Origin of the sequence: Streptomyces sp. CB01249 (genome assembly GCF_001905735.1) — a bacterium.
Lineage (GTDB): Bacteria > Actinomycetota > Actinomycetes > Streptomycetales > Streptomycetaceae > Streptomyces.
This window is the reverse complement of record NZ_LISW01000002.1, coordinates 32,762-58,496: the sequence shown is the minus strand read 5'-3', so window position 1 is coordinate 58,496 and position 25,735 is coordinate 32,762. Positions and strand designations below refer to the sequence as shown.

The following is a 25,735-nucleotide window of genomic DNA, read 5'->3' as shown; positions in this document are numbered from 1 at the left end:
GGGCGGACGGCTACTCGGCGGAAACGGCGGCTACTTGAAGAAGGCGATCCCGTCGTCCGGCAGGTCACCGAGGCTCTTGGCCATCGCCTCGACCTCCTCGGGCGTGACGGTCTTCTTCAGGTGCGCCGACATGTACGGCCGCAGCTCGACCTCGGGCGTCGCCTTCTCGCCGACCCACATCAGGTCGCTGTTCACATAGCCGTAGAGCCGCTTGCCACCGCTGTACGGGCCGGAGGCCGCGGTACGGGCCACCGCGTCGGTGACCAGGTCGATCTGCGGCTTCTTGTCGGCCAGCTCGCCGTACCAGATCTCGATGACGCCCTGGTCGCGGGCCATGACGACCTCGACCTTGCGGTCCTTGTCGATGCGCCAGTAGCCGGTCTCGGTCTCCAGCGGACGGGACTTGTTGCCGTCCGCGTCGAGGACCCAGGAGTGCGAGGTGTACTCCAGGAAGTCACGGCCGTCGTGGCGGAACGTGACCTCCTGACCGAAGTTGCACTTCTCGGCGCCCGGGAAGTCGGAGACTCCCGCGCCCACCCAGTTGCCCAGGAGGAAGGCCAGCGGGACGAGGTCCGGGTGGAGGTCGGACGGGATCTCGATCATGAGCGGCTCAGTCGATCTGTGAGGCGGGAGGCGGGAACGCCGGGAACGGGGAGGTGGTCAGCGCTGACCCTGGTACAGCTTCTTCACGGTCACGGCGGCGAAGGCGAGGACGCCGACGCAGACCAGGACCAGCAGGGCGGAGAAGAATGCCTCAAGCACGGGGGGCTCCTCGGACGAGCGGTTTGGCGGCAGTACAGGGCAGTACAGGACCGGGCCCCAGCCTAATAGGTGGGGCCCGGTCCCGCCGTTCCGGGGCCGGTCAGCCCAGCAGCTGGTTCTGGAGGATCAGCGTCTGGTGGAACGGCACGCCGGGCGTCCCGGCAGCGCCCTTGCGGGACTGGACGACCACGGCGAGCGTGTCCCCCGCGATGACGAAGCCCGTCCGCACCTGCGCGGCGCCGTAGGGCTTCGGCTCGCTGAACACGTACGAGGCCGTGGCGTCCACCTTCCCGCCGCCCTTCCAGCTCTCGTCGAGCTCCATCTCGTCCGCGCCGAGCAGGTCGTCCCCGGCCGACGCCCCGATGAAGCGGTCGTCGCGGTACGCGTCCGCGTCGTCCGCCGAGCTGAACTGGAGCAGGTAGATCCGGTTCGACGTGCCGTCGGGCATGGTCCAGCCGCGGGCCGCGATGTGCCGCAGGGTGCCCTCGCGCAGCGTCTCGCCGATCCCGGCGCGCCCGCCCTCGGCGAACTCGGAGGCGAACTGCTCGTTGTTCACCCAGCCGCCCTTGAGCTTCTTGTCCACCGTGGCCCCGGCCGGGGCGGGCAGCAGCAGCTCGCGCAGGTCCGCGTGGTGGATCTCGGACGGGTTGCCGTCGCTGTAGGGGCGCGGCTTGTCCGCCGGGAGCGCGGGCAGGGTGAGCCGGGGGTAGTCCCAGCGCCCGTCGTCCTCGGTGGCGAGACCGGGTACGTCGGTGCGCTCCATCGAGGTGATGCCGTACGCCGTACCCGCTCCGGCCGCGCCGAACACCAGCACGGCGGCGGTCCACCGCGCCACGGCCCGCAGCACCCGGCGCGGCGGCCGGGGGCCCTGCGGCACGGGGGCCGGGGGCAGGGGCGGCAGGGGCGGAAGCTCCGGGAGCTCCGGAAGCCGCGGGGGCTCGGGGGCTGCGGAGACCGGCGCCTCGGGCTCCGGACCGGTCGCGGGCGCGGCCGTCTGCTCGGTCATACGTACTCCCCCGGGGACGTGATGTGCTTCAGCTGGTCCTTCACCAGTTCGGCGACGGCCGACTTGCGGAACGGCTCGATGCCCGACGCCGAGAAGGTGACCATCACCTCGCCCTCGTACGCCATGCAGAACATGCCCTCGATCCGCCGCTCGTCGTCCTTCGGGTCGAGGAAGCAGGAGGCGTTCTTCGTGTGGCCGGCGATCTTCGGGCCGTCGCGCAGGACGTCGATGCTGTCGAAGAGCTCGTGCCGGAAGGTGTAGAGGTCCCGGACGGCCTTCTTGTCCTTCATCCGGACCAGCTGGGTGTCGATGACCAGGTCGTTGTCGTGCGAGGCGTAGGTGCGGACCGCCAGGCCCTGGATGCGGAGCTTGTCGATCCGCTTCTCGAAGTCGCGCCGCTGCCGGCCCGACAGGCCGCGCCCGCCGTCCTTCATCTCGGCAGTGGCCGCGGCTCCGCTGACCTCGGCGTCGTTGCCGTACGTGCCGGAGTCCGGGCCGAGCCGGTAGCCGGCCGGGACGGGCAGCAGCAGCTTGCTCAGCTCGGTGTCGGCCCTGCCCCGCACCAGGTCCCCGGCGGGGTCCTTGGCCGGTTCGTGGGCGGGCTTCTGCCACAGCTGCGTCGGGACCGCGCGGTCCGCGCCGTCGACGGTGGCCTTCGTGTACGCGGCGGCGCCGCCGACCGCGGCGAGCACCAGCACGACGGGGAGGACCGTGAGGACCACCCGGCGCGCCCTGCCCCGGCTCACGGGAGCGGGCGCCGCGAAGGGGTTGCCGTCGTTCACCGGCGGAACGGGCTCGGTGGTGTGGTCGTCGTTCACAGGCGCTCCAGCTGTCGCTCGGCCAGCGTCCGGATGTCCTTCTTGCTGATCGGCGCGCTGTCGTAGATGTGGATGTCGACCATCACGTCGCCCCGGCTGAAGATCGCCCTGGCCTGGTAGAAGGGCAGGTATCCGGCCTTGCGCTCGGCCGGGAAGAGGTAGTAGCGGCCTTCCGCACTGCCCTTGATGGCGGTGCCCTCGTTACCGGCGCTCTTCTCGTCGGGCATGTACGAGCGCTGGTCCTCGGCGTGCGCGGCGGCCGCGGCGCCCGAGCGGAACTGCACCAGGTACACGTCGGCCGCGCGGTACTCGCCCTTCTTCCAGGACGTGCCCGCGACGCGGCGGAGCCCCTGGTCGAGGAGGTCGCCGTACATGTAGTCCTCGTTCTCGAAGTTCATGGCGTAGTCCGCCGCGCCCAGCCAGCCGTCCTGGGTGAGGGCGGTCAGGGCCTTGTCCTCCTGCCAGCCCTTCGGCCGGGGCACGATCAGCTTGCGCAGGTCCCCCTCCGTGCGGACCCGGCGGTCCTGCGAGGCCGGCAGCGGGTCGGGCGCCTTGCCGGCGGGCAGGGCCTTCGCCGGGTACGCCAGGCCCGGCTGCGAGAGCGCGGCGAGCGGAGTCGGGGCGCGGTCGGCCTGGACGGTGTAACCGGTCGCGACGCCGCCGGCGATGCCGAGCACGGCCGCGGCGGCGATGATCAGGGTCGTACGCCCGCGCGGGCGCCGCTTCACGGCGACGGCGGCGGGCTCCACGACGGGCTCCGCCGCGGCCTCCGGACGCTCCCCCACCTCGGCCGCCTCGGCCGCATCGACGGGCGGCTCGGGCTGCCCGTCGGAAACGCTGTCTTTCGGATGCAAAATGGGTCCCCCCACGAGACCTTGAAGCACGGATTCCGTTATCCGCGCACACAACTGACCCACAGGTACGGGGTGGGGTTGTGCGGCCGAGGATTACAGTTCCGTATATGCCGAAGAAGCTCGTGATCAAGGTGACCGCAGGTGCCGACTCCGCCGAGCGCTGCTCGCAGGCGTTCACGGTGGCGGCGGTGGCCGTCGCCAGCGGGGTGGAGGTTTCGCTCTGGCTGACCGGGGAATCGGCGTGGTTCGCCCTGCCGGGCCGCGCCGCCGAGTTCGAACTGCCGCACGCCGCACCGCTGCCGGACCTGATCGAGTCCATCCAGGCGGGCGGCCGGATCACGCTGTGCACGCAGTGCGCGGCCCGCCGCGACATCACCGAGGAGGACGTCCTGGAGGGCGTGCGGATCGCCGGGGCGCAGGTCTTCGTCAGCGAGATCATGGCCGACGGGGTGCAGGCGCTCGTCTACTGAGCGAACCGCTCAGCCGCGCCGCTTCCGGCCGTCCAGCTCGTCCCACCACGCGTCCGACTCCGGATCACCGGTGGCGCCGGCCGAGCCGCCGTCCTTGCCGGTCCTCGCGTCGCGGGGCGGCGGCTGCTGCTGCTCCTGCCCGCCGGGCTCGTCCCACCAACGGTCCTCGGGCCCTTTGCGGTTGCCGACCATCGCCGCGACGGGCGGAATCACCATCGCGACCACGCACATCGCGATGGCGGCCGGCATCGACCAGAGCCTCACGAAGGCCCAGGCCGAGACGAAGAGGACGAGGCATACGCCCATCAGTACGAAGTAGGCGCGCCGGCGTCGGCGGTACATGAGTCCAGCGTAGGCCCGATCGGCCCGCTCGGCCGGTCCTGGGAGAACCCGCACTTCACCGGGGCAGCACGAAGGGCCGTACCCGTGCCAGGCAAGCGTCCAAACCCCCTGGGGTACGGCCCTTCGGCCGGTCGTCGGCGGTGCCGACGGTCGTGCTAGACGGCGATGGCCACCTCGGCCAGGCCACCGGTCTGCGCGACGACCGTGCGGTCCGCGGTGCCACCGGGGACGAGGGCGCGAACGGTCCAGGTGCCCTCGGCCGCGTAGAAGCGGAACTGGCCGGTCGCCGAGGTCGGGACCTCGGCGGTGAACTCGCCGGTCGAGTCCAGCAGGCGGACGTAGCCGGTGACGGGCTCGCCGTCGCGGGTCACGCTGCCCTGGATGGTGGTCTCACCGGGCTTGATGGTCGAAGCGTCGGGGCCGCCGGCCTTTGCTCCACACATGGTTCAGTCCTTCTGGTCGGGGGTCGTGCAGGTCCGGTCGTACGGATTACTTGTTGGCGCCGAGCTCGATCGGCACGCCGACGAGGGAGCCGTACTCGGTCCACGAACCGTCGTAGTTCTTGACGTTCTCCTGGCCGAGCAGCTGGTGCAGCACGAACCAGGTGAGCGCGGAGCGCTCGCCGATGCGGCAGTACGCGATGGTGTCCTTCGACAGGTCGACCTGCTCGGCCTCGTAGAGGGCGCGCAGCTCGTCGTCCGACTTGAAGGTGCCGTCGTCGTTGGCGTTCTTCGACCACGGGATGTTGCGGGCGCTCGGCACGTGGCCGGGGCGCTGCGACTGCTCCTGCGGGAGGTGCGCCGGGGCGAGCAGCTTGCCGCTGAACTCGTCGGGCGACCGCACGTCGACCAGGTTCTGGTTGCCGATGGCCTTCACGACGTCGTCGCGGTAGGCGCGGATCGACTCGTCCTGCGGCTGGGCCTGGTACTGCGTGGCCGGGCGGGACGGGACCTGGTCGCCGTCCACGAGGTCGCGGGAGTCGAGCTCCCACTTCTTGCGGCCGCCGTCGAGCAGGCGGACGTCCTGGTGGCCGTAGAGCTTGAAGTACCAGAACGCGTAGGACGCGAACCAGTTGTTGTTGCCGCCGTAGAGAACGACCGTGGTGTCGTTGCCGATGCCCTTCGCGGACAGCAGCGCCTCGAAACCGGCCTGGTCGATGAAGTCGCGGCGGACCGGGTCCTGGAGGTCCTTGGTCCAGTCGATCCGGATCGCGTTCTTGATGTGGTTCTTCTCGTACGCGGAGGTGTCCTCGTCGACCTCGACGATGGCGACCTGCGGGTCGTCGATGTGGGCCTCGACCCAGTCGGCGTCTACCAGGACGTCACTGCGGCTCATTGTGTTTCTCCTCCGGGGCAGTCTGCGGCGAGATGGTGCACGGGTCGTGCGTGATGCGGATGTGCGGGGCGCGGGCCCGTATCCACGGGCGGCATGCGCGATGGCCCCGACGTGCGGTCGAAGGGCCTGGGGAATGCGGGAAACCGGGCGTCCCGCTCAGACAGTGCGACAGAGCATGGCGGCGACGCGGCACAGGTCCACTGCCCGCCGCTTCGTGAGATCCGCCTGGCCACCCCGAGGGAGGCCGCCCATAGAGCACTGCATGGGACCGATCGTAGGGACGTACGGGCGGACATGTCACCGCCGTGTCGCATGCTGAGACAGGATCGTCCGCAATGCGGAACGGCTGCCGCTACGACACCGGCCCGGCACCGTCGCGCGAGGCGCCCGGGCGGTCCGCCATCTGCGGACCGGACCGGTCCGTCTCACTATGTGGCCGGGCCACTCATCCCTGCCCACGCACGGGCCCGGTCATCCCGCCAGGCGCACCTCGGTGCCGGTCACCGATATCTCCAGGCCGTCCTCGGTCGGCTGGATCCTCTCCAGCTTCAGGCCGTTCGGCAGCCCGCCGACCTCGCGCTCGAAGTCGGTCTTCTCGCGGATCAGCTTCTCCAGGCCGGGGATGCCCTCACCCGGCACCTTGTCCGCGTGGACGCGGACGGTGCGGCCGTCGAGCAGGGTGACGGTGGACAGGACGCTGCGCGAGACCGGGCGCCCCAGGAAGGGGACGGCGACCGTCCCGGTCACCTTCACCTTGTTCTTGCCGCCGTACTCGACCTTGACGCCGTCGCTGGCGGCCTTGGTCAGGTCCTCGTACGAGATGACGGCCGTCCCGGTGGCACGGGCGGCGGTGGCGCCGGAGAAGCCGTCGGTCAGGCGCACGTCGTGCAGTTCGGCGTTCATCGTGGAGATCCGCAGCGTGCGCCCCCCGGCGCGGGTCTCGATGCCGGTGATCTTCACGTCGACCTCGTCCAGCTCCGAGCCGGCGAGCTGGGTGAGGAACGGGAAGCCCTTGACGGAGATGTCGGTGGAGCCGATCTGCGCGCCCGGGATCTCCACCCGGTCCTCGGCCTGCGACTCGGCGATGTACACCGCCACCCGGTCCACGGCCACGAACAACGCCGCCAGGATCACCAGGGCGATGACCCATATTCGCAGTGCACGCATGCCTGTCCTTCCCCCCACCCTGCCGTCCGTACGGCGTGATCGACGTGCGAAAGCCCCCCAACGGTTCCCCGTGGAGGGCCTCGCCATGCGGAGGGAACGGTACGGATTCCAGGCGTACGGGACTACGTCAGCACGCGCCCCAGCACATAGACGGCCGGCGCGGCCGCGGTCAGCGGCAGGGCCACACCCGCCGTCATGTGCACGAAGCGTGACGGGTAGTCATAGCTCGCGACCCGCAGCCCGATCAGCGCGCAGACCCCGGCGGCGAGGCCCAGCAGCGCCCCCTTCGCACCCAGGTCCGTGAAACCCCCCGCCACCGCTCCCGCACCCGCCGCGACGGCCAGCGCGGCCACCACGGACACCGGCGCGGGCAGCGGCAGCGCCCGTACGAGCACGGCGGCGGCGACCGCGACCGCGCCCACCGTCACGGCGTCCGGGACGGCCGCGAGGTGGCCGGCCGCCAGCACCGCGAGGGCGGCCGACGCGACGGTGGCCATGAGGCCCTGCATCCGCTCGTCCGCCCCGGCCCGGCTGCGCAGCTGGAGGACCACGGTGAGCAGCACCCAGACGCCCAGCGTGCCGATGATCGCGGCCGGACCGTTCTCCCGGCCCGCCGCGAGCAGCGCCACATCGGCGACCAGGCCGCCGGCGAACGCCAGCGCGATGCCCTGCCGGGCCGGCCACATGCCGTTCAGCCGGAACCAGCCCGCCGCCGTCACCGCCTGGAGCAGCACCAGCGGCACGGCCAGCGCGTACGAACCGATCGCCGCGCCGAGCGCCAGCAGCAGCCCGAGCACCGCGGTGATCGCGGCCGGCTGGATTCCCGGCGCGATGATCGGGGAACGCCCCTCGGCCCGGGCGCGCTGCGCGTCGGTGATCCGGGCGTTGCCGAGGGTGGTGGGCGCGCTGTACCCGTCGGCGCCGGAAGCGGCGGCGGGCGGCACGGGCGCCACGGGCTCGGGCGGCGCGGGCTCCGCGTGGACCTCGGGCGGCAGCGGGTAGGAGCCGGTGACCGGCGGCTGGTACTGCGTGTCCCAGGTCTGCCCCTGCCAGGTCTGCGTGGCGCCCTGGTCCGGCTGCCCGGCCGCGGGGTCCGGGTACGCCTGCTGGGGGTACCCCTGCTGCGGATAGCCGTACTGCTGCTGGTCCTGGCCGTACGCGTACTGCTGCTGCGGGTCCTGCCCGTACCCGTACTGCGGCTGCTGTTCCGGGCCCTGGCCGTACCCGTACTGCGGCTGTTGCTGATCGTTGCTCATGTGCTGGGGTTCACCCTCCTGCGAACGGCGGGAGCACCTCGACCGTGCCGCCCTCGGCAAGGCGTACGGTCTCATGGCTCCGGGTACCGACGGGATCGCCGTCGATGAGGAACGAGCACCTGCGCAGGACGCTGCTCAGCTCGCCGGGGTGCCGCTCGCGCACCGCGTCGAGCGCCTCCTTGAGGGTCGCGGCGGCGTACGGCTCCTCCGCGGTCCCGGCCGCGGCCTTGGCGGCGGCCCAGTAACGGATCGTTCCCGCGGGCATGGCGGCGCTCCTTTCGTTCCGTTCCTCCGGTGCCGGTTCGGGGGACACCGGCCCCCCATCATGGTTCACCGTCGCACCACCCAGTCGGCGATGCGGGTGAGCAAGCTCTCGTCGGCCGCGTTCTCCGCGTGCCCCATGCCGCGCTCCAGCCACAGCTCCGCCGCGTCGCCCGCCGCGGCGGCGAGCATGCGGGGGTGGTCGAGCGGGAAGTACGGGTCCCGGTCGCCGTGCACGAGCAGCAGGGGGGCCGGGGCGATCAGGGCGGCGGCCTCCACCGGGGAGAGCGGGACCGGGTCCCACGCCTCGCGGTGGATGCGCGTGCGGAAGCCGTAGCGCCCGACGAGCCGTCCGGCGGGCCGGGTCACCATCCAGTGCAGGCGGCGCATCGGAGCCGTCCCCCGGTAGTACCAGCGCGCGGGGGCGCTCACCGACACCACCGCGTCCGCATGCGCCCCCGTACGCGCCCCTACGCGCCCCTCGCGCTCCGCAACGTCCCGGTCCGCTCCGGCGTCCCCGTCGTCCGCCCCCGGGGCGGCGTACAGCGCGCCGTGCCGCAGCACCACCGAGCCGCCCATCGAGAAGCCGACGGTCACCACGCGCCGGTGTCCCAGCGAGCGCGCCCAGCCGACCGCCGCCGCCAGGTCCAGCACCTCGCGGTCGCCGACCGTGGAGAACCCGCCGGACCTGCCGTGACCCCGGAAGGAGAAGGTCACCACCGCCGCGTACCGGGAGAACGTGCGCACCGCCCTGCGTACCGCCGGGCGGTCCACCGAACCGGTGAATCCGTGTGCGACGACGATCGCCGTATCCCCGCCGTCATCCCCCGTACACGGGTCGTACACCGCCTCGATCCAGGTCCCGTCATCCGCCCGCAACGCGGCCCTCAGGGGCACCCGCGTGACCGAGCGAACAGCGAAATCCGGAATTCTCCCCTCTGACACAGAACTCATGTGGGTTATTCTCCTGTGAAGAGGATCCGGGCAAAGCAGCCCCCGGATCCTTTTGTGCTTTCCGGACGTTGTTACGGCAACGTTTCGACAAGCTCAGCGGGACCGTACGAAGCAGAGCCGCATACTCCCCCGGGCCCCCGCCCGGGAGTGCCCCTCTCGCAGGGAACGAGGAGGACCGAACGTCATGGGCGAGCCGACCGTGCACCAACAAGGACCGACGAACCGGGCAGGTGGACGGCGATGAGTTCTCTGCTGCTCCTCACGAATGCCCTCCAGCCGTCGACGGAGGTGCTTCCCGCCCTCGGTCTCCTGCTCCACAGCGTGCGCGTCGCACCCGCCGAGGGCCCCGCGCTCGTGGACACCCCGGGGGCCGACGTGATCCTCGTGGACGGGCGCCGCGACCTCCCCCAGGTCCGTTCGCTCTGCCAGCTGCTGCGGTCCACCGGGCCCGGCTGTCCGCTGATCCTCGTCGTCACGGAGGGCGGCCTCGCGGCCGTCACCGCCGACTGGGGCATCGACGACGTCCTGCTGGACACCGCGGGCCCCGCCGAGGTCGAGGCCCGGCTGCGGCTGGCGACCGGCCGCCAGCAGATCACCGCCGACGACTCCCCGATGGAGATCCGCAACGGTGACCTCTCGGTGGACGAGGCGACGTACAGCGCGAAACTCAAGGGCCGGGTCCTCGACCTGACCTTCAAGGAATTCGAACTGCTGAAATACCTGGCGCAGCACCCGGGCCGGGTCTTCACCCGCGCCCAGCTGCTCCAGGAGGTCTGGGGCTACGACTACTTCGGCGGTACGCGCACGGTCGACGTCCACGTACGGCGGCTGCGCGCCAAGCTCGGCCCGGAGCACGAGTCGCTGATCGGGACCGTGCGGAACGTGGGCTACCGGTTCGTCGCCCCCGAGAAGGTCGAGCGGGCGGCGGAGGAGGCCAAGGCGGCCCAGCGGGAGGTCACCCGTTCGGAGCAGTCACGCGTAGCCGAGGTCACGGAAGAAGCCCCGGTCCGGCCTGCCAAGAGGTAGTTCCATCCGCGTAGACTGCCGCGCGTGGCCAAGGTGACGCGGGACGATGTGGCGAGACTGGCGGGGACGTCGACCGCAGTGGTCAGTTACGTCATCAACAACGGACCCCGGCCGGTCGCCCCGGCCACGCGCGAGCGGGTGCTCGCCGCGATCAAGGAGCTGGGCTACCGGCCCGACCGGGTCGCCCAGGCGATGGCCTCGCGGCGGACCGATCTCATAGGGATGATCGTGCCGGACGCCCGGCAGCCGTTCTTCGCGGAGATGGCGCACGCGGTCGAACAGGCCGCCGCCGAGCGCGGGAAAATGGTCCTCGTCGGCAACTCCGACTACCGCGACGAGCGCGAGGTCCACTACCTGCGGGCCTTCCTCGGCATGCGGGTCTCCGGACTCATCCTGGTCAGCCAGGGCCCGAGCGAGCGCGCCGCCGCCGAGATAGAGGCGTGGGACGCCCGGGTCGTGCTGCTGCACGAGCGGCCCGAGGCCATCGACGACGTCGCGGTCGTCACGGACGACATCGGCGGCGCCCAGCTCGCCACCCGCCACCTCCTGGAGCACGGCAACGCGTATGTGGCCTGCCTCGGCGGTACGGAGGAGACCCCGGCGGTCGGTGACCCGGTCGCCGACCACGTCGAGGGGTGGCGGCGCGCGATGCACGAGTCGGGCCGCTCGACGGAGGGCCGGCTCTTCCAGGCCCCGTACAACCGCTACGACGCCTATCAGGTGGCCCTGGAGCTGCTCGCCGGGCCGGACAGGCCGCCGGCCATCTTCTGCGCCACGGACGACCAGGCGATCGGCGTGCTGCGGGCCGCGCGCGAGCTGCGCATCGACGTGCCGGGCGAGCTGGCCGTCGCCGGGTTCGACGACGTCAAGGAGGCCGGGCTGACCGACCCGCCGCTCACCACGGTCTCCTCGGACCGTCCGGCGATGGCGCGGGCGGCGGTGGACCTGGTGCTGGACGACTCGCTGCGGGTGTCGGGGTCGCGGCGCGAGCGGCTGAAGCAGTTCCCCTCGGCGCTGGTGGTCCGCCGCTCGTGCGGCTGCGGAGAGCCGCCGGCCTCCGCCTGAGCCCCGGGCTTTATATCGGGCATACGAGGTTCTGCCGGGCTTCTCAGGGCGCGCTCACGCTCCTCTCATCTTGGCCGGACAGGCTCATAGACATGACAGAGAGCCAGCGCCCGAGCGGCGAGTACCCGATGTACCCCTCGTACGGCAACGGCGAAGCGGTCTACCCGCCGCCGCCGTCATACCAGCCCGCCCAGCCGGTCTTCCCGGACCCGGTGGGCCCCGGCGTCTCCGAGCCGCCCGCCCCCCGGCGCCGGGTCCGCAAGCCGGTCGCGCTCCTCGCCGCCGTGGCCATCGCGGCGGCGATCGTCGGCGGCGGCACCGCCACGGTGATCGGCCGGCTCACCGACGACCCCGCCACCACGGCCGCCGGGAGCGGCATCGTGCCCGGCACCACCGTCTCGCAGAGCGACAAGGGCACGGTGGCCGGTGTGGCCAAGGCCCTCTCGCCCACCATCGTGGAGATCGGCGCGACCTCGACGGCCGGCCAGTCCACCGGTTCGGGCGTGGTCATCACCTCGGACGGCGAGATCGTCACCAACAACCACGTCATCGCGGACGCCTCCCAGATCAAGGTCACCCTCAGCACCGGCAAGACGTACACCGCCGACGTCGTCGGCACCGACGCCGACAAGGACCTCGCGCTGATCAAGCTCCAGGGCGCGAGCGGCCTGAAGACGGCCACGCTCGGCGACTCCTCCCAGGTCGCCGTCGGCGACGAGGTCGTCGCGATCGGCTCCCCCGAGGGCCTGACCGGCACCGTCACCAGCGGCATCGTCTCCGCCCTCGACCGCGACGTCACGGTCGCCAAGGAGGGCGACAACGGCCAGAGCCAGGGGCAGGGCCAGGACCAGCAGGGCGGCGGACGCCAGTGGCCCTTCGAGTTCGGCGGACAGCAGTTCAACGGCGACACCGGCGAGTCCACCACCACGTACAAGGCCATCCAGACCGACGCCTCGCTCAACCCGGGCAACTCCGGCGGTGCGCTGATCAACATGAACGGCGAGATCATCGGCATCAACTCCGCGATGTACTCGGCGAGCTCCGCGAGCGGCCAGGGCAGCTCCAGCGCGGGCAGCGTGGGCCTCGGCTTCGCCATCCCGGTGAACACCCTGAAGGCCGACCTCGACACCCTGCGGGCCGGGAACGGCTCCTGACCGTACGGGGCTGAGAAACTGGGTCTCCGCGCCCCGGCCCGTACGACCGAGAAGAGGACAAGACAGCGATGAGCCCCGCCGAAGACGATCCGCAGCGCATCCTGATCGTCGACGACGAGCCCGCCGTGCGCGAGGCCCTGCAGCGCAGCCTCGCCTTCGAGGGATACGGCACCGAGGTCGCCGTCGACGGCCTCGACGCCCTCACCAAGGCGGAGTCGTACGCCCCCGACCTCATCGTCCTGGACATCCAGATGCCCCGCATGGACGGCCTGACCGCCGCGCGCCGCATCCGCTCCACGGGCGCCACCACGCCCATCCTGATGCTCACGGCCCGGGACACCGTCGGCGACCGCGTCACCGGACTCGACGCGGGCGCCGACGACTACCTGGTCAAGCCGTTCGAACTGGACGAGCTGTTCGCCCGCATCCGCGCGCTGCTGCGCCGCAGCTCGTACGCGACGGCCTCGGGCGGTCCGGTCCCCGACGACAACGTGCTCTCCTTCGCCGATCTGCGCATGGACCTCTCGACCCGCGAGGTCATGCGCGGCAACCGGCGCGTGGAGCTGACCCGTACCGAGTTCACGCTCCTGGAGATGTTCCTCGCGCACCCGCGCCAGGTGCTGACCCGCGAGCAGATCCTCAAGGCGGTGTGGGGTTTCGACTTTGAGCCGAGCTCCAACTCCCTGGACGTGTACGTGATGTACCTGCGCCGCAAGACGGAGGCCGGCGGCGAACCGCGGCTCGTCCACACCGTGCGCGGTGTGGGGTACGCGCTCCGCTCGGGCGGGGGCGACGGATGACGGGGCCGCTGCGCCGCGTCCGCGCGCTGCCGCTCCGCTCCCGCCTGGCCCTGCTGGTCGCGACGGCGGTCGCGGTGGCGGTGGCGGCGGTGGCGGTGGCGTGCTGGTTCGTTACGCGGGAGCAGCTGGAGGACCGGCAGGACGAGGCGTTGCGCAATACGTCGGTCGACGAGCGCTACCTCACCAGCCTGTACGGATCCTGCCTGGGAACCGGCCAGCAACTCCCCCGCACCGATTCCGGACTCACCGTCCAGCTCATCGATGCCCAGGGCACGGTCTGCATCGATCAGTCCTACGCGGCGCTTCCGGTGACCAAGGCGGACTTGGCGGTGGTCGATCGGGACCAGCTCACGGCACTGCACTCCGCGACCACTGCGGGCGGGGTGAAGATGCGCGTGTTCACCAAACAGGCCGAGGTGAAACAGCCCGGTCGGCCGGCCCTGGAACTCGGCGTCTCCTTCGCCCGCCCCATGAGCGAGATCGACAAGCCCCTGTCCACCCTCGCCTGGGTCCTCCTCCTCGTCGGCGGCATCGGCGTCATCGGCGCGGGAGCCGCCGGGCTCTGGGTCGCCCGGTCCGGGCTGCGCCCCGTGGACGAGCTCACCGAGGCCGTCGAGCACGTGGCCAGGACCGAGGACCTGACCGTCCGCATCCCCGCCGAGGGCGAGGACGAGATCGCCCGGCTGTCCCGGTCGTTCAACTCGATGACCGCGTCCCTGGCGACCTCCCGCGACCGGCAGGCCCAGCTCATCGCGGACGCGGGCCACGAGCTGCGCACCCCGCTCACCTCGCTCCGCACCAACGTGGAGCTGCTCGCCCGCAGCGACGAGACCGGGCGGGCGATCCCGCCGGACGACCGCAGGGCCCTGATGTCCTCGGTGAAGGCGCAGATGACGGAGCTGGCCGCGCTCATCGGCGACCTCCAGGAGCTGGCCCGCCCGGACGCCGCCCAGCCGGGGCCGCTCCAGGTGGTGGCCCTGCACGACATCACCCGGGCCGCCCTCCACCGCGCCCGGCTGCGCGGTCCGGAGCTGACGATCACGGAGGACCTGGCCCCCTGGTACGTACGCGCCGAACCGGCCGCCCTCGAACGGGCGATCGTCAACGTCCTGGACAACGCGGTGAAGTTCAGCCCGTCGCGCGGCACGATCGACGTGGTGCTGCACCGGGGCCGCCTCACGGTCCGGGACCACGGCCCCGGCATCCCCGCCGACGAACTCCCGCACGTCTTCGAGCGCTTCTGGCGCTCCCCGTCCGCCCGCCAGCTCCCGGGCTCGGGCCTCGGCCTGTCGATCGTGGCCCGTACGGTCCAGCAGTCGGGCGGCGACATCGCCCTCACCCCGGCCGAGGGCGGCGGCACGGAAGCGGTGATCAACCTCCCGGGCGCCCCGCAGCCGCCTCCGGACGCCGTGAGCGCGTAACACCCCCCTCACGTGCAGAGGCCACGCACATATCTCATAGGATCTTCACAGCCGCCCGCGTGATCACCCCGCTGTGGCCCGCACCGCCTGAACCGTCCGCTTCTCCGGATCGACTCCAAGGGCTCATGTGAAGATTCGCCGCATACTCGCCACGGCCGTGGCCGTCGCCGTCACCACCCCCGCCGCGCTCCTCTCCGTCACCCCGGCCTTCGCCGACGCCAAGCCGGCGGCGGAGGCCCAGGCCAAGCCGACGATCGAGGAACTCGAGAAGGCCGCCGCCGAGGCGCAGAAGGCCTACGACGACGCTCTCGCCGCGAAGAAGGCCGGGTACGAGGTCGTGGAGGCGGCCCTCTCCGACGAGGCGCCCCTCGCCGTGGCCGCCAAGGCCGCCCGTAAGAAGGCGGACGACGCCGCTGCCGCCAAGACCGCCGCCGACGAGGCCGTCACCGACGCCAAGGCCGCGCTGGCCGCGCTGCCCGGCACCGCGACCGACGCCGAGCGCACCGCCGCCGAGAAGGCCGTCACCGACGCCGAGGCCGTTGCCGCCACCGCGGCGACCGCCGAGGCCGAGGCCGAGACCGCGGCCACGAAGGCCGGCACCGCCGCGGACGACGCCCGTGTCGCCGCCCTCCGCGCCTACGGCGTGCTGCAGAAGGCCGTGGCCGACGCACTCGCCGTCAAGACCGCCGCAGACGAGGCGCTGGCCAAGGCGCGTGAGGAGGAGGGCGGTCCGGACTGCGTACCCGCGAACCTCCGCGCCACCCTGACCGGCCTGCCCTCCTCGGTCGTCGCCGGCACGAGCACCACCTTCTCGCTGCGCGTGAAGAACGGCACGAAGGAGACCCTCGACGCGGTCACCACGTACGCGTACGTCCACACCACCGACACGAGCGGCCTCAAGACCACCGACACGTACATGCACCTCCAGTGGTCCACCGCCGCGTCGCCGAAGTGGCAGGCCGTCGGCAAGGACCACCACATCGGTATCGGTGCGCTGAAGGCGGGCGCGCAGACCGACGTCAAGCTCCGCCTCACCGCGGACGCCAAGGTTCCGGCCGGCAACGGCGTCGTCCTCACCTCGGCCGAGTACGTCAACAAGGACGGCTCCTGCGGTGGCGGCCCCGGCATGGACACGACCGCCTTCACGGTCAAGGCCGCGGGCACGGGCACCGGCACGACCGGCGGCACCGGCACCGGAGGCACCACCGGGTCCACCGGCGACACCGGCTCCACCGGTTCCACGGGCACCTCCGGCTCGACCGGCACCTCCGGGACGCAGGCCCAGGGCTCGGCGTCCGACGAGGCGTCCACCGGCGGCGGCCTCGCCTCCACGGGTTCGTCCGACGCCACCGTCCCGCTCGGCATCGCCGGCGCCGCAGCCGTGGCGCTCGGCGGGGCGGCCGTGTTCGTCGTCCGCCGCCGCAAGGCGGGCGCGGGGGCCTGAGCACACACGTAAAAGGCGGGAGGGGCTGCGGACCGGTCGAACCGGTCCGCAGCCCCTCCCCTTTCCGCTGTGCTGCTACTGCACGACCGTGATCCGGTCCGTCGCCGGCGGGGCCAGCGGGGCCGAGGCCGTGGAGTGCGCGGCCAGGTAGTCGTTGAACAGGTCCAGGTCGGAGGCGCCGACCAGCTTGTTCGTGCCCTCGCCGAGCGCCGCGAAGCCGTCGCCGCCGCCCGCCAGGAACTCGTTCATCGCGACGCGGTACGTCTTGCCCGGGTCGATCGCCTCACCGTTCAGCTTGATCGTGTCCGTGACGACGCGGTCCGCGCCGGACTTCGTCATGTCCAGCGTGTAGGTGAGGCCCTTCGAGACCTGGAGGATCTTCGGGCTGGCCTCGTTCGAGCCGCTGACCTGCTGCTGAAGGGCGCTGACGAGCTGGGCGCCGGTCAGGTCCACGACGTTCATCATGTTGGTGAACGGCTGCACGGTGAACGCCTCGCCGTAGGTGACGACGCCGTCGCCCTCACTGCCGGACGCCTTGTACACCAGGTCCGCGCGGATGCCGCCCGGGTTCATGAAGGCGACGACCGCCCCGCCCTTGTCCGCCGGGGCCAGGCCCTCCAGCTGCGCGTCGGCGATCAGGTTGCCGAGCGGCTTCTCCGGGGCGGTCGAACCGCGCCCGTTGATGTCCGCCGAGATGTAGCCCTGCGGCCGGTTCGCGATCGGGGCCGCGAGCGTGTTCCAGCGGGCGATCAGGTCCGTCATGTCCTTGGCGGGCTTCTGGTCGCGGCTCACGAGGTGGTTCGCGGAGACCGGGTTCGACGGGGTCGAACCGTGGTGCTTCGAACCGTGCTTGCCGCTGCCCTTCACCGCCGTGCGCACGATGTCGCCGGTGCGGCGGTCGTACGTCAGCGTCGTGTCCGTGTACAGCCGCCCGAAGGAGGCCGCCGACGTGACCAGGCGCGGGTTGCCCGCGGGGTCCGGAATGGTGCAGACGTACGCCTGGTGGGTGTGGCCCGTGACCAGGGCGTCCACCTTCGGCGAGATGCCCTTGGCGATGTCCGTGATCGGACCGGAGATGCCGTCACCGGCACCCGGGCTGTCGCAGTCGTAGTTGTACGAGGCGGAGGCCGGCAGGCCGCCCTCGTGGATGAGCGCGACGATCGACTTCACGCCCTGGCGGTCCAGCTCCTTGGCGTACTTGTTGATCGTCTCGACCTCGTCGTGGAACTTGAGTCCCTTGACACCGTTGGCCGTCACGATGTTCGGCGTGCCCTCCAGGGTCACCCCGATGAAGCCGATCTTGACGCCGTTCTTTTTCCATACGGTGTACGGCTTGAGGATCGGCTTCCCGGTCTTCTCGCTCGTCACATTGGCCGCGAGGTACGGGAAGTCGGCGCCGGGGAACTTCTTGCCCTTCTCGTAGCACCCCTCGACCGGGTGGCAGCCGCCGTTCTGAAGGCGCGCCAGCTCGGTCGCGCCCTCGTCGAACTCGTGGTTGCCGACGCTCGTCACATCGAGGTCGATCTTGTTCAGCGCCTCGATGGTCGGCTCGTCGTGGAAGAGCCCCGACAGCAGCGGGCTCGCGCCGACCATGTCGCCGCCGGCCGCGGTGATCGAGTACGGGTGGCCCTTGCGGGCGGTACGCAGCGAGGAGGCGAGGTACTCGACGCCACCGGCCGGAATCGCCTTCGTCGTACCGTCGGCCTGCGTCTCGGTGACCGTACCGGCCGAGCCGGCCGGCGGCTCCAGATTGCCGTGCAGGTCGTTGAAGGACAGCAGCTGTACGTCGACGGTCCGGGCAGGCGTGTGGTGCCCGTGGCCGTGGTCGCCGCCGTGCCCGTGGCCGCGCCCGTGGGCACTGGCCGGCATCGCGGCGACGAGCGCGCCCACGGTGGCGAGACCGGCCGCGGCGGCGAGCACCCGCCGTGACGCCCGGTTCTTCTGCGGTGTCGCTGACATCGGTCCCCTTGTGAGTTCAGCGGGTGAAGTACGAGCCGCAGCCTAGAGTCAACGCGCGTAGCGCGACAGGTGTACGGGGTTACGAAGTGGTTGCCAACCGGTGCGCGCCCGCGGCGCTTAGGGCCTGTCCGGCGGATCAGGGTCGGGTAGGGCGCGGCGTCTGGTGCGGTGCATCGCAAGGCGCCGGGGCGTCCTCATCGCGGAGCGATTAGGACGTTTCGGTAACGCGGCGAGGTGCCGTGCCAGGCGTCGCGACCCCGGCCCTGATCCGCCGGACAGGCCCTAGGCTCGTACGCATGACGACAGACGCACCGCTCCCCGCCCCCGGACGCGAGATCCAGACGCTCGACACCCTCTCCCCCGACCAGGCAGCGGCCGTGCTCGACCTGCTCGCCGAGGCCGCGCGGTCCGACGGCCGGCAGGCCGTGTCGGAGCAGGGCCGTCTGCAGCTGCGGGGCGGACAGCGGGCGGGCGTACGGCACTTCCTGCTGTCCGCCGGAGGCGTGCTCGCCGGGTACGCGCAGTTGGAGGACACCGACCCCGTGGAGGCACCGGCCGCCGAGCTGGTCGTGCATCCCGCGCACCGGGGCCACGGCCACGGCCGGGCGCTCGGGGCCGCCCTGCTCGCCGCCACCGGGAAGCGGCTGCGGGTCTGGGCGCACGGCGGGAAGGCCGCGGCGCGCCACCTCGCCCAGGTCCTCGGCCTCTCCCTGTTCCGGGAACTGCGCCAGCTGCGCCGCCCGTTGAGCCCGCTGAACCTCGCCGAGCCGGTCCTCCCGCCGGGCGTCACCGTGCGCACCTTCGTCCCGGGCGAGGACGACGCCGCCTGGCTCGCGGTGAACCGCGCGGCCTTCGCCCACCACCCCGAGCAGGGGTCCCTGACCCAGCGCGACCTGGACGACCGCAAGGCCGAGTCCTGGTTCGACCCGAAGGGCTTCTTCCTGGCGGAGCGCGAGGACGGCGCGGGCTCCACGGAGCTGATCGGCTTCCACTGGACGAAGGTCCACGCCGAGGAGCAGCTCGGTGAGGTGTACGTGGTCGGCATCAGGCCCGACGCACAGGGCGGCGGCCTCGGCAAGGCGCTCACCGCGATCGGCCTGCACCACCTGGCGGCGGAGGGCCTGCCGACCGCGATGCTCTACGTCGACGCGGACAACCCGGCGGCGCTCGCCGTCTACGAGCGGATGGGCTTCGTGACGCACGAGGTCGACCTGATGTACCGCACGGAGTCCTGACTGCTCCTCAACTCCGCTCGGGGCGGCGTCGCTTGACGCCGCCCCTTCCTTACGACACCCTTTCACTACTCAATTAGTGAAAGGGTGAAGATGGCAGAGTCCGCGGCAGTCGAGTTCCGCATCGACCGGCGCAGCGGCGTCGCCACCTACCTCCAGATCGTCCAGCAGACGAAACAGGCCCTGCGGCTGGGTCTGCTGGAGCCGGGCGACCGGCTGCCCACCGCCCGGGAGGTGGTCGAGGCGACCGCGATCAACCCGAACACCGTGCTCAAGGCGTACCGCGAGCTGGAACGCGAAGGGCTGGTCGAGGGCCGTCGCGGCCTCGGCACCTTCGTCACCCGGTCGCTCGGCGGCGCGGCGGCCGACGACGACTCCCCGCTGCGCGCCGAACTCGCCGCCTGGGCGGGCAGGGCGCGGGCGGCCGGACTCGAACGCGACGACGTGAGCGCGCTCTTCACCGCCGTACTGGACAGCACATTCGAGGGGGACCAGGACCGATGACGGGTACCGCGCTGGAGGCCGAAGGGCTCGGCATGAGATACGGGGGCCGCAGGGGCGACTGGGCACTGCGGGACTGCGCGTTCCGGCTGCCGGCCGGCGCCGTCTGCGCGCTCGTCGGGCCCAACGGCGCCGGAAAGTCCACCCTGCTCGCCCTGGCGGCGGGTTTCCTCCGCCCGGTCGAGGGAACGCTGCGGGTCCTGGGCGCGGCGCCCGGCGAGTCGCGTGCCCGCATGGCGTACGTCGCCCAGGACAAGCCGCTCTACCCGCAGTTGACGGTCACCGAAACGCTGTGGGCGGGTGCGCAGCTGAACCCGGACAGCTGGGACCGGGAGGCGGCGGCGCGCATCGCCGGACCGCTGCCGTCGGACGCGAAGGTCCGCGACCTCTCCGGCGGGCAGCGCAGCCGTCTCGCCCTCGCCCTCGCGCTGGGCAAGCGGGCCGAACTCCTGCTCCTGGACGAGCCGATGGCCGACCTCGACCCCCTCGCCCGCCACCAGCTGATGGGCGCCCTGATGGCCGAGGCCGCCGAGCACCGGACGACCATCGTGATGTCCTCGCACATCCTCAGCGAACTGGAGGGCGCCTGCGACCACCTCCTCCTGATCGACGGCGGCCGCGTCCGCCTCGGCGGCGAGACGGACGAACTGCTCGCCGCCCACGCCCTGCTCACGGGCCCGGCCCGCGACCTCGCCCCGCACACGGTGATCGAATCCCGCACGACCGGCCGCGCCCTGACCGCCCTGGTCCGCCCGGAGGGCCCGGTCGACCCGGCCTGGGACCGCTCCGAACCCACCCTGGAGGAGCTGTTGCTCGCCCACCTCCGCTCCCCGGAAGCGCCCACGCTGCTCACCCCGAGCGCGACGGCCCACGAGGCGGTGGCGGCATGAGCGCGCCGGCCGACATCGCACCCGTCACGCCGCGTACGGCCCGGCCCGGACCCGCCCTGGGCGCCGGTGCCCGCGTCCTCGTACGCCGGCACCGGTGGGCCCTGTGGTGCGCGGGCATCCTGGCCCTGGTCTGGATCGCCGTCGTCGTGGGCATCACCCTGTGGGCCGGCCACGTCAACGACGCGTTCGAGGCGAGCCCCTGCACGTCGCTGGTGACCGACCGCGCCTGTGACGACCGGTTGCAGAAGTACGACCTCGCCCTGTCGGTCCGGCAGACGGTGCTCGGCTACGCGGGGCTCTGCCTGACCGTCCTGCCCGGACTCGTCGCCGCGTTCGTCGCGGGTCCGATGATCGGCAAGGAGTTCGAGAGCGGTACGTACAAGCTCGCCTGGACGCAGTCGGTGTCCCCCGTGCACTGGCTCCTGGCCAGGCTCGCGGTTCCGGCCGCACTGCTGGTCGCGGGGGTGTCCGTCCTGTCCGCCGTCTTCGCCTGGGCACGGGCGCGGTCGGAGGGGCTGTACCCGGTCCACTGGTTCGGCGACACCTCCTTCGGCGCGCTGGGAACCGCGCCCGTGGGGTACGCCCTGCTCGGGCTCGCCCTCGGGGCGCTCGCCGGTCTGCTGACGCGCCGCACCCTGCCCGCCATGGCCGTGTCCTTGCTCGCCACCGCCGCGGTGGCCGTGGCGCTGAACCGGGTACGCAGCGGGCTGTGGCCGCTGAGCACGCGGACCAGCACCGGCTCGGTCCCGCCCCAGACGCCCGACGACGCGTGGCTCGTCGAGACCGGCCGGCTCACCGGCGACGGCGCCCGGCTGCCGGTCGACACCTGCTGGGCCGCAGGTGCCAAGGCCGACCGCTGTCTCGCGGACCGCGGCGTCACCGGCTACTACGTCGACCACCACCCCGTCTCCCATTTCTGGCCCCTCCAGCTCACGGAAACCGGCATCCTCCTCGTCCTCACCGCAGCCGCCACCGCCCTCGCCTTCCGGGTCCTGCGGCGCTACCACGCCTGAGGCATTCCCAAACCCGTCCGGGGCCCAGGCCCCGGGCGGGCCCCCACACACGGCCACCCACCGCTTCCCGCACGTCATGTCGTCGTAACCACGCATTCAGACGGCCTTGCGACCCTCGCAGGATGCAGCCAGCTGTGCCGTCCCCCCGCAACGGGCGAAATACCGGCAGAACGCGCCCCGACCGCGCCGTCCACGCGATCTCGTCCTCCTCCGACGCGCCCCCTGAGCGCTCCGCGCGGAACAATGGGCCCATGAGCCAGCAGCCCAGCTCCGAGGTCCCGGTCCAGCCCGCCGCCCAGCCGTCCGTCGGCGCCCTCGCCGCACACCGGCCGCACGCCGTCGCCCCCTCCGGGGCGGGCACGGCCCTGTCCACCGCCGCCGATTTCGACCCCGACATCGACGCCGACGCCGACGCCTACGAACCCGAGGTGGACGGCGACGAGCTGCCCCAGGGCCGCTTCCTGGACCGGGAACGCAGCTGGCTCGCCTTCAACGAACGCGTCCTCGAACTGGCCGAGGACCCGACCACGCCCCTCCTGGAGCGGGCCAACTTCCTGGCGATCTTCGCGTCGAACCTGGACGAGTTCTTCATGGTCCGGGTCGCCGGCCTGAAGCGCCGCATCGCGACCGGCGTCGCCACCCGGTCCGCGTCCGGCCTCCAGCCCCGCGAGGTGCTGGACCTGATCTGGACCCGCTCGCGCGAGCTCATGGCCCGGCACGCCGCCTGCTACCAGCAGGACGTCTCCCCGGCCCTGTCCGACGAGGGCATCCAGCTGATCCGCTGGCCGGAGCTGACCGACAAGGAGCAGGCCCGCCTCTTCACCTTCTTCCGGCAGCGCGTCTTCCCCGTCCTCACCCCCCTCGCCGTCGACCCGGCCCACCCCTTCCCGTACATCTCCGGCCTGTCGCTGAACCTCGCCGTCGTCGTACGCAATCCGGTCAGCGGCCACCGCCACTTCGCCCGGGTCAAGGTGCCGCCGCTGCTGACCCGCTTCCTGGAGGCGTCGCCGCAGCGCTACGTCCCCATAGAGGACGTCATCGCGGCCCACCTGGAGGAGCTGTTCCCGGGCATGGAGGTGCTGGCGCACCACATGTTCCGGGTCACCAGGAACGAGGACCTGGAAGTCGAGGAGGACGACGCCGAGAACCTGCTCCAGGCCCTGGAGAAGGAGCTCATGCGCCGCCGCTTCGGCCCGCCGGTCCGCCTGGAGGTCGAGGAGTCCATCGACCCGTACGTACTGGACCTGCTGGTCCGCGAGCTGAAGGTGTCCGACGCCGAGGTCTACCCGCTGCCCGGCCCCCTCGACCTCACCGGCCTCTTCGGCATAGCGTCGCTGGACCGCCCCGAGCTGAAGTACCCCAAGTTCGTCGCCGGCACCCACCGCGACCTCGCGGAGGTCGAGTCCGCGTCCGCACCGGACATCTTCGCCGCCGTACGCGAGCGCGACGTCCTCCTGCACCACCCGTACGACTCCTTCTCCACCTCCGTCCAGGCCTTCCTGGAACAGGCGGCCGGCGACCCGGACGTCCTCGCGATCAAGCAGACGCTGTACCGGACCTCGGGCGACTCCCCGATAGTGGACGCCCTCATCGACGCCGCCGAGTCCGGCAAGCAGGTCCTCGTCCTGGTCGAGATCAAGGCCCGCTTCGACGAGCAGGCCAACATCAAGTGGGCGCGCAAGCTGGAGGAGGCGGGCTGCCACGTCGTCTACGGGCTCGTCGGCCTGAAGACCCACTGCAAGCTCTCCCTCGTCGTCCGCCAGGAGGGCGACACCCTGCGCCGCTACTCGCACGTCGGCACCGGCAACTACCACCCGAAGACGGCCAGGCTCTACGAGGACCTGGGGCTGCTCACCGCGGACCCGCAGGTCGGCGCCGACCTCTCCGACCTCTTCAACCGGCTCTCCGGCTACTCCCGCCGCGAGACCTACCGCCGCCTCCTCGTCGCCCCCAAGTCGCTGCGCGACGGCCTGGTCGCCCGCATCACCAAGGAAGTCACGCACCACCGCGCGGGCCGCCCCGCCTACGTACGGATCAAGGTCAACTCGATGGTGGACGAGGCGATCATCGACGCCTGCTACCGGGCCGCCCAGGCCGGCGTCCCCGTCGACATCTGGGTGCGCGGCATCTGCGCGATCCGCCCCGGCGTCACCGGCCTCTCCGAGAACATCCGGGTCCGCTCGGTCCTCGGCCGCTTCCTCGAACACTCCCGGGTCTTCGCCTTCGGCAACGGCGGCGAACCCGAGGTCTGGTTCGGCAGCGCCGACATGATGCACCGCAACCTCGACCGCCGCATCGAGGCCCTGGTCCGGGTCACCGACCCCGCCCACCGCGCCGCGCTCAGCCGCCTCCTGGAGACCGGCATGGCCGACACCACCTCCTCCTGGCACCTGGGCCCCGACGGCAACTGGACCCGGCACTCCACGGACGCGGACGGCAAGCCCCTGCGGCACGTACAGGAAATGCTCATTGACGCCCGGAGGCGCCGGCGTGCGACGCCCTGACCAGCACACCCAGGCCGCGGCCCCGGCCCACGCACCCGGCATCACCGGCGTGAGCGCGGGGTCGGTCCTCGGCCCCTATCTGCGCTCCCAGGCCGCCGACTTCCTGCGCAGCCTGCGCCTGCACCGCGAGAACACCGCCCCCACGGACGCCGGATCGCGCGCCGCCGAACAGGCCGCCACCGCCCTGCGCCGCTCCTCCCGCCGGATCGGCGCCACCCTGCGCACCTTCCGCACCGCCCTCGACCCGCTCTGGGCGGAGCAGCTGCGCACCGAGCTGTCCTGGCTCTCCGGCACCCTCGCCCGCGAACACGCGTACGCGGACCGGCAGACCCGGCTCCTGGAGGCGCTGCACGGCCTCTCCGGCGACCCCGTCCTCCCGGCCGCCCGCACCGGCGAGTCCACGGGAACGGGCCGCCCCGTCCTCGGTGTCGGCGCCGCCCGCGCGGGCGCCCTGCTGGAACGGCAGCTCACCCTCGCCCGGACCCGCGCCCACTCCGCCGCCCTGCAGGCCCTCGGCTCCGCCCGCTTCCACGCGGTGGCCGACGCGGTCGCGCTGCTCGCCTCCGAGGTCCCGCTCGCCCCCGCCGCGACCGGCCCCGCCGGTGAGCTGCTGGCCGAGCCCGCGGACCGGGCCGAGCAGCGGCTGCTCGCGGCCGTCGCCGCGCTGCCCTCCGACGAGTCGGCGGAGCCGTACAACGAGGCGCACGACGCGCCCTGGCACCAGACCCGCCTGCTCCTCCGCCTCCACCGCTACGCCCACGAGGTGGTGCACGGCGCCCCCGATCCGGTCCTGGCCGCCCCGGGCCACGCCCTCGACCTGCACCGGGACGCGGCGGAGGCGGCCGGCGCGGCGGCCGCGGCCGCCCGCACCCCGAGGATCGCCCCGGCGACCGCGTACGCCCTGGGCGTGCTCCACGCCGACCAGCGCCACGAGGTCGAGGCGGCGCGCGCGGTCTTCCGCGAGAGCTGGGCCTGCGCGACGACGGGGGCGGCGCGGCCGTGAGCGGCACGGTGCGGGCGGCGGGCTGCGTCCTGTGGCGCCGGCCGCCCGCGCCCGCCGGGGGCGTGGAGCTGTGCCTCGTCCACCGGCCGCGTTACGACGACTGGTCGTTCCCCAAGGGCAAGCTGAAGCGCGGCGAGTCCCTGCGGGAGGCGGCGGCTCGCGAGGTCCTGGAGGAGACGGGCCACCACTGTGTGCCGGGGGCCGTGCTGCCCCTGGTCCGGTACGTCGCGCACGGCCGCCCGAAGGAGGTCACGTACTGGTCCGCCGAGGCCACGACGGGCACCTTCACGCCGAACGACGAGGTGGACGCGGTGCTCTGGCTTTCCCCGACGGCCGCCCGCGAACGCCTCACCCAACAGAGAGACAAGGCACTGATCGACACGCTTCTGAGGAAATTGCGATCGGTCGGCGAATTTTCACCGGAATGACGGTGTCACGCGGCTTATCCCGGACCAATAAAAGTGCCGCGCCCGACAGAATTCCCGATGTCGGACACGG

Annotated in this window: 27 protein-coding genes; 14 read left to right on the top strand and 13 right to left on the bottom strand. The window is 72.2% G+C overall.

Features of this window, described 5'->3' with window-relative positions; translation table 11 throughout:
* Positions 1 to 30 precede the first annotated feature (30 nt).
* The 4 genes from AMK18_RS08490 to AMK18_RS08475 form a co-directional block, all read right to left on the bottom strand.
* Positions 31 to 603, bottom strand: coding sequence for an FABP family protein (locus AMK18_RS08490; protein ID WP_073862358.1), 573 nt, complete (start codon positions 601 to 603; stop codon positions 31 to 33).
* A 259-nt stretch (positions 604 to 862) separates the two neighbouring features.
* On the bottom strand, positions 863 to 1,768 hold the full coding sequence (locus AMK18_RS08485) for a hypothetical protein (protein WP_073862357.1): 906 nt from the start codon (positions 1,766 to 1,768) through the stop codon (positions 863 to 865).
* Positions 1,765 to 2,586, bottom strand: a complete 822-nt coding sequence (locus AMK18_RS08480) for a hypothetical protein (RefSeq protein WP_018101649.1) — start codon at positions 2,584 to 2,586, stop codon at positions 1,765 to 1,767. The genes AMK18_RS08485 and AMK18_RS08480 overlap by 4 nt, the downstream gene beginning before the upstream one ends.
* The gene (locus AMK18_RS08475) at positions 2,583 to 3,440 is read right to left on the bottom strand and encodes a hypothetical protein (protein WP_073862356.1); all 858 of its coding nucleotides are present in this window, start codon (positions 3,438 to 3,440) and stop codon (positions 2,583 to 2,585) included. Before AMK18_RS08475 ends, AMK18_RS08480 begins: the two co-directional genes overlap by 4 nt.
* A gap of 107 nt (positions 3,441 to 3,547) precedes the next feature.
* Between AMK18_RS08475 and AMK18_RS08470 the strand changes: the two genes are divergently transcribed.
* Positions 3,548 to 3,910 (top strand): DsrE family protein, encoded by a 363-nt coding sequence (locus AMK18_RS08470; protein ID WP_018101651.1) that lies wholly within the window; start codon positions 3,548 to 3,550, stop codon positions 3,908 to 3,910.
* Positions 3,911 to 3,919: 9 nt separating this feature from the next.
* On the opposite strand, the gene AMK18_RS08465 is transcribed toward AMK18_RS08470, so the two are convergent.
* The 8 genes from AMK18_RS08465 to AMK18_RS08430 form a co-directional block, all read right to left on the bottom strand.
* Positions 3,920 to 4,252 (bottom strand): DUF3099 domain-containing protein, encoded by a 333-nt coding sequence (locus tag AMK18_RS08465; protein WP_073862355.1) that lies wholly within the window; start codon positions 4,250 to 4,252, stop codon positions 3,920 to 3,922.
* 155 nt (positions 4,253 to 4,407) lie between these two features.
* Positions 4,408 to 4,695, bottom strand: a complete 288-nt coding sequence (locus tag AMK18_RS08460) for a DUF1416 domain-containing protein (protein ID WP_018101653.1) — start codon at positions 4,693 to 4,695, stop codon at positions 4,408 to 4,410.
* 46 nt (positions 4,696 to 4,741) lie between these two features.
* Entirely contained in the window at positions 4,742 to 5,587 is an 846-nt protein-coding gene (locus AMK18_RS08455; RefSeq protein ID WP_018101654.1) for a sulfurtransferase, read from the bottom strand.
* Positions 5,588 to 5,743: 156 nt separating this feature from the next.
* Positions 5,744 to 5,839, bottom strand: a complete 96-nt coding sequence (locus AMK18_RS35670) for a putative leader peptide (protein ID WP_376454079.1) — start codon at positions 5,837 to 5,839, stop codon at positions 5,744 to 5,746.
* A gap of 219 nt (positions 5,840 to 6,058) precedes the next feature.
* Complete coding sequence (locus tag AMK18_RS08445; protein ID WP_018101655.1) at positions 6,059 to 6,754, bottom strand: LmeA family phospholipid-binding protein; 696 nt, start codon at positions 6,752 to 6,754, stop codon at positions 6,059 to 6,061.
* A gap of 122 nt (positions 6,755 to 6,876) precedes the next feature.
* Complete coding sequence (locus AMK18_RS08440; protein WP_241836512.1) at positions 6,877 to 8,085, bottom strand: hypothetical protein; 1,209 nt, start codon at positions 8,083 to 8,085, stop codon at positions 6,877 to 6,879.
* Positions 8,021 to 8,275 carry a MoaD/ThiS family protein gene (locus AMK18_RS08435; protein WP_018101657.1) on the bottom strand — a complete coding sequence of 85 codons (255 nt, stop codon included), beginning with the start codon at positions 8,273 to 8,275 and terminating at the stop codon, positions 8,021 to 8,023. Before AMK18_RS08435 ends, AMK18_RS08440 begins: the two co-directional genes overlap by 65 nt.
* 65 nt (positions 8,276 to 8,340) lie before the next feature.
* Positions 8,341 to 9,225, bottom strand: a complete 885-nt coding sequence (locus AMK18_RS08430) for an alpha/beta fold hydrolase (RefSeq protein ID WP_241836511.1) — start codon at positions 9,223 to 9,225, stop codon at positions 8,341 to 8,343.
* Between the two features lie 240 nt (positions 9,226 to 9,465).
* Between AMK18_RS08430 and AMK18_RS08425 the strand changes: the two genes are divergently transcribed.
* The 6 genes from AMK18_RS08425 (at position 9,466) to AMK18_RS08400 (ending at position 16,135) form a co-directional block, all read left to right on the top strand.
* A complete protein-coding gene (locus AMK18_RS08425; protein ID WP_018101659.1) occupies positions 9,466 to 10,251 on the top strand; it encodes a response regulator transcription factor in 786 nt (261 codons plus the stop codon).
* A 24-nt stretch (positions 10,252 to 10,275) separates the two neighbouring features.
* Entirely contained in the window at positions 10,276 to 11,316 is a 1,041-nt protein-coding gene (locus AMK18_RS08420; RefSeq protein ID WP_018101660.1) for a LacI family DNA-binding transcriptional regulator, read from the top strand.
* Between the two features lie 92 nt (positions 11,317 to 11,408).
* Positions 11,409 to 12,470, top strand: a complete 1,062-nt coding sequence (locus AMK18_RS08415) for a S1C family serine protease (RefSeq protein WP_073862352.1) — start codon at positions 11,409 to 11,411, stop codon at positions 12,468 to 12,470.
* 68 nt (positions 12,471 to 12,538) lie between these two features.
* On the top strand, positions 12,539 to 13,270 hold the full coding sequence (locus AMK18_RS08410) for a response regulator transcription factor (protein ID WP_018101662.1): 732 nt from the start codon (positions 12,539 to 12,541) through the stop codon (positions 13,268 to 13,270).
* Positions 13,267 to 14,691, top strand: coding sequence for a HAMP domain-containing sensor histidine kinase (locus tag AMK18_RS08405; protein WP_073862351.1), 1,425 nt, complete (start codon positions 13,267 to 13,269; stop codon positions 14,689 to 14,691). The genes AMK18_RS08410 and AMK18_RS08405 overlap by 4 nt, the downstream gene beginning before the upstream one ends.
* A gap of 127 nt (positions 14,692 to 14,818) precedes the next feature.
* Positions 14,819 to 16,135 (top strand): LPXTG cell wall anchor domain-containing protein, encoded by a 1,317-nt coding sequence (locus AMK18_RS08400; RefSeq protein WP_073862350.1) that lies wholly within the window; start codon positions 14,819 to 14,821, stop codon positions 16,133 to 16,135.
* Between the two features lie 75 nt (positions 16,136 to 16,210).
* Here the strand turns inward: AMK18_RS08400 and AMK18_RS08395 are convergent, their stop codons facing one another.
* A complete protein-coding gene (locus AMK18_RS08395) occupies positions 16,211 to 18,094 on the bottom strand; it encodes a bifunctional metallophosphatase/5'-nucleotidase (RefSeq protein WP_037785694.1) in 1,884 nt (627 codons plus the stop codon).
* Between the two features lie 296 nt (positions 18,095 to 18,390).
* Between AMK18_RS08395 and mshD the strand changes: the two genes are divergently transcribed.
* From mshD to AMK18_RS08355, 7 genes are all read left to right on the top strand, one after another.
* Positions 18,391 to 19,329, top strand: coding sequence for a mycothiol synthase (gene mshD / locus AMK18_RS08385; RefSeq protein WP_073862349.1), 939 nt, complete (start codon positions 18,391 to 18,393; stop codon positions 19,327 to 19,329).
* A gap of 90 nt (positions 19,330 to 19,419) precedes the next feature.
* The gene (locus tag AMK18_RS08380) at positions 19,420 to 19,830 is read left to right on the top strand and encodes a GntR family transcriptional regulator (RefSeq protein WP_018101667.1); all 411 of its coding nucleotides are present in this window, start codon (positions 19,420 to 19,422) and stop codon (positions 19,828 to 19,830) included.
* Positions 19,827 to 20,717: an ABC transporter ATP-binding protein gene (locus tag AMK18_RS08375; RefSeq protein ID WP_073862348.1), complete on the top strand. Its 891-nt coding sequence runs from the start codon at positions 19,827 to 19,829 to the stop codon at positions 20,715 to 20,717. Before AMK18_RS08380 ends, AMK18_RS08375 begins: the two co-directional genes overlap by 4 nt.
* A complete protein-coding gene (locus AMK18_RS08370; protein WP_073862347.1) occupies positions 20,714 to 21,730 on the top strand; it encodes a hypothetical protein in 1,017 nt (338 codons plus the stop codon). The genes AMK18_RS08375 and AMK18_RS08370 overlap by 4 nt, the downstream gene beginning before the upstream one ends.
* A gap of 251 nt (positions 21,731 to 21,981) precedes the next feature.
* Positions 21,982 to 24,234, top strand: coding sequence for an RNA degradosome polyphosphate kinase (locus AMK18_RS08365; RefSeq protein ID WP_018101670.1), 2,253 nt, complete (start codon positions 21,982 to 21,984; stop codon positions 24,232 to 24,234).
* Positions 24,200 to 25,237, top strand: a complete 1,038-nt coding sequence (locus AMK18_RS08360; protein WP_073862346.1) for a CHAD domain-containing protein — start codon at positions 24,200 to 24,202, stop codon at positions 25,235 to 25,237. The genes AMK18_RS08365 and AMK18_RS08360 overlap by 35 nt, the downstream gene beginning before the upstream one ends.
* The gene (locus AMK18_RS08355; protein ID WP_073862345.1) at positions 25,234 to 25,665 is read left to right on the top strand and encodes an NUDIX hydrolase; all 432 of its coding nucleotides are present in this window, start codon (positions 25,234 to 25,236) and stop codon (positions 25,663 to 25,665) included. Before AMK18_RS08360 ends, AMK18_RS08355 begins: the two co-directional genes overlap by 4 nt.
* Positions 25,666 to 25,735 lie beyond the last annotated feature (70 nt).

Excerpts from the sequence above, each read along its gene's own strand:
- AMK18_RS08490 (WP_073862358.1), bottom strand. The coding sequence starts at position 603 with ATGATCGAGATCCCGTCCGACCTCCACCCGGACCTCGTCCCGCTGGCC.
- AMK18_RS08485 (WP_073862357.1), bottom strand. The coding sequence starts at position 1,768 with ATGACCGAGCAGACGGCCGCGCCCGCGACCGGTCCGGAGCCCGAGGCG.
- AMK18_RS08470 (WP_018101651.1), top strand. The coding sequence starts at position 3,548 with ATGCCGAAGAAGCTCGTGATCAAGGTGACCGCAGGTGCCGACTCCGCC.
- AMK18_RS08465 (WP_073862355.1), bottom strand. The coding sequence starts at position 4,252 with ATGTACCGCCGACGCCGGCGCGCCTACTTCGTACTGATGGGCGTATGC.
- AMK18_RS08460 (WP_018101653.1), bottom strand. The coding sequence starts at position 4,695 with ATGTGTGGAGCAAAGGCCGGCGGCCCCGACGCTTCGACCATCAAGCCC.
- AMK18_RS08455 (WP_018101654.1), bottom strand. The coding sequence starts at position 5,587 with ATGAGCCGCAGTGACGTCCTGGTAGACGCCGACTGGGTCGAGGCCCAC.
- AMK18_RS35670 (WP_376454079.1), bottom strand. The coding sequence starts at position 5,839 with ATGGGCGGCCTCCCTCGGGGTGGCCAGGCGGATCTCACGAAGCGGCGG.
- AMK18_RS08445 (WP_018101655.1), bottom strand. The coding sequence starts at position 6,754 with ATGCGTGCACTGCGAATATGGGTCATCGCCCTGGTGATCCTGGCGGCG.
- AMK18_RS08440 (WP_241836512.1), bottom strand. The coding sequence starts at position 8,085 with ATGAGACCGTACGCCTTGCCGAGGGCGGCACGGTCGAGGTGCTCCCGC.
- AMK18_RS08435 (WP_018101657.1), bottom strand. The coding sequence starts at position 8,275 with ATGCCCGCGGGAACGATCCGTTACTGGGCCGCCGCCAAGGCCGCGGCC.
- AMK18_RS08430 (WP_241836511.1), bottom strand. The coding sequence starts at position 9,225 with ATGAGTTCTGTGTCAGAGGGGAGAATTCCGGATTTCGCTGTTCGCTCG.
- AMK18_RS08425 (WP_018101659.1), top strand. The coding sequence starts at position 9,466 with ATGAGTTCTCTGCTGCTCCTCACGAATGCCCTCCAGCCGTCGACGGAG.
- AMK18_RS08415 (WP_073862352.1), top strand. The coding sequence starts at position 11,409 with ATGACAGAGAGCCAGCGCCCGAGCGGCGAGTACCCGATGTACCCCTCG.
- AMK18_RS08410 (WP_018101662.1), top strand. The coding sequence starts at position 12,539 with ATGAGCCCCGCCGAAGACGATCCGCAGCGCATCCTGATCGTCGACGAC.
- AMK18_RS08405 (WP_073862351.1), top strand. The coding sequence starts at position 13,267 with ATGACGGGGCCGCTGCGCCGCGTCCGCGCGCTGCCGCTCCGCTCCCGC.
- AMK18_RS08395 (WP_037785694.1), bottom strand. The coding sequence starts at position 18,094 with ATGTCAGCGACACCGCAGAAGAACCGGGCGTCACGGCGGGTGCTCGCC.
- mshD (WP_073862349.1), top strand. The coding sequence starts at position 18,391 with ATGACGACAGACGCACCGCTCCCCGCCCCCGGACGCGAGATCCAGACG.
- AMK18_RS08380 (WP_018101667.1), top strand. The coding sequence starts at position 19,420 with ATGGCAGAGTCCGCGGCAGTCGAGTTCCGCATCGACCGGCGCAGCGGC.
- AMK18_RS08375 (WP_073862348.1), top strand. The coding sequence starts at position 19,827 with ATGACGGGTACCGCGCTGGAGGCCGAAGGGCTCGGCATGAGATACGGG.
- AMK18_RS08370 (WP_073862347.1), top strand. The coding sequence starts at position 20,714 with ATGAGCGCGCCGGCCGACATCGCACCCGTCACGCCGCGTACGGCCCGG.
- AMK18_RS08365 (WP_018101670.1), top strand. The coding sequence starts at position 21,982 with ATGAGCCAGCAGCCCAGCTCCGAGGTCCCGGTCCAGCCCGCCGCCCAG.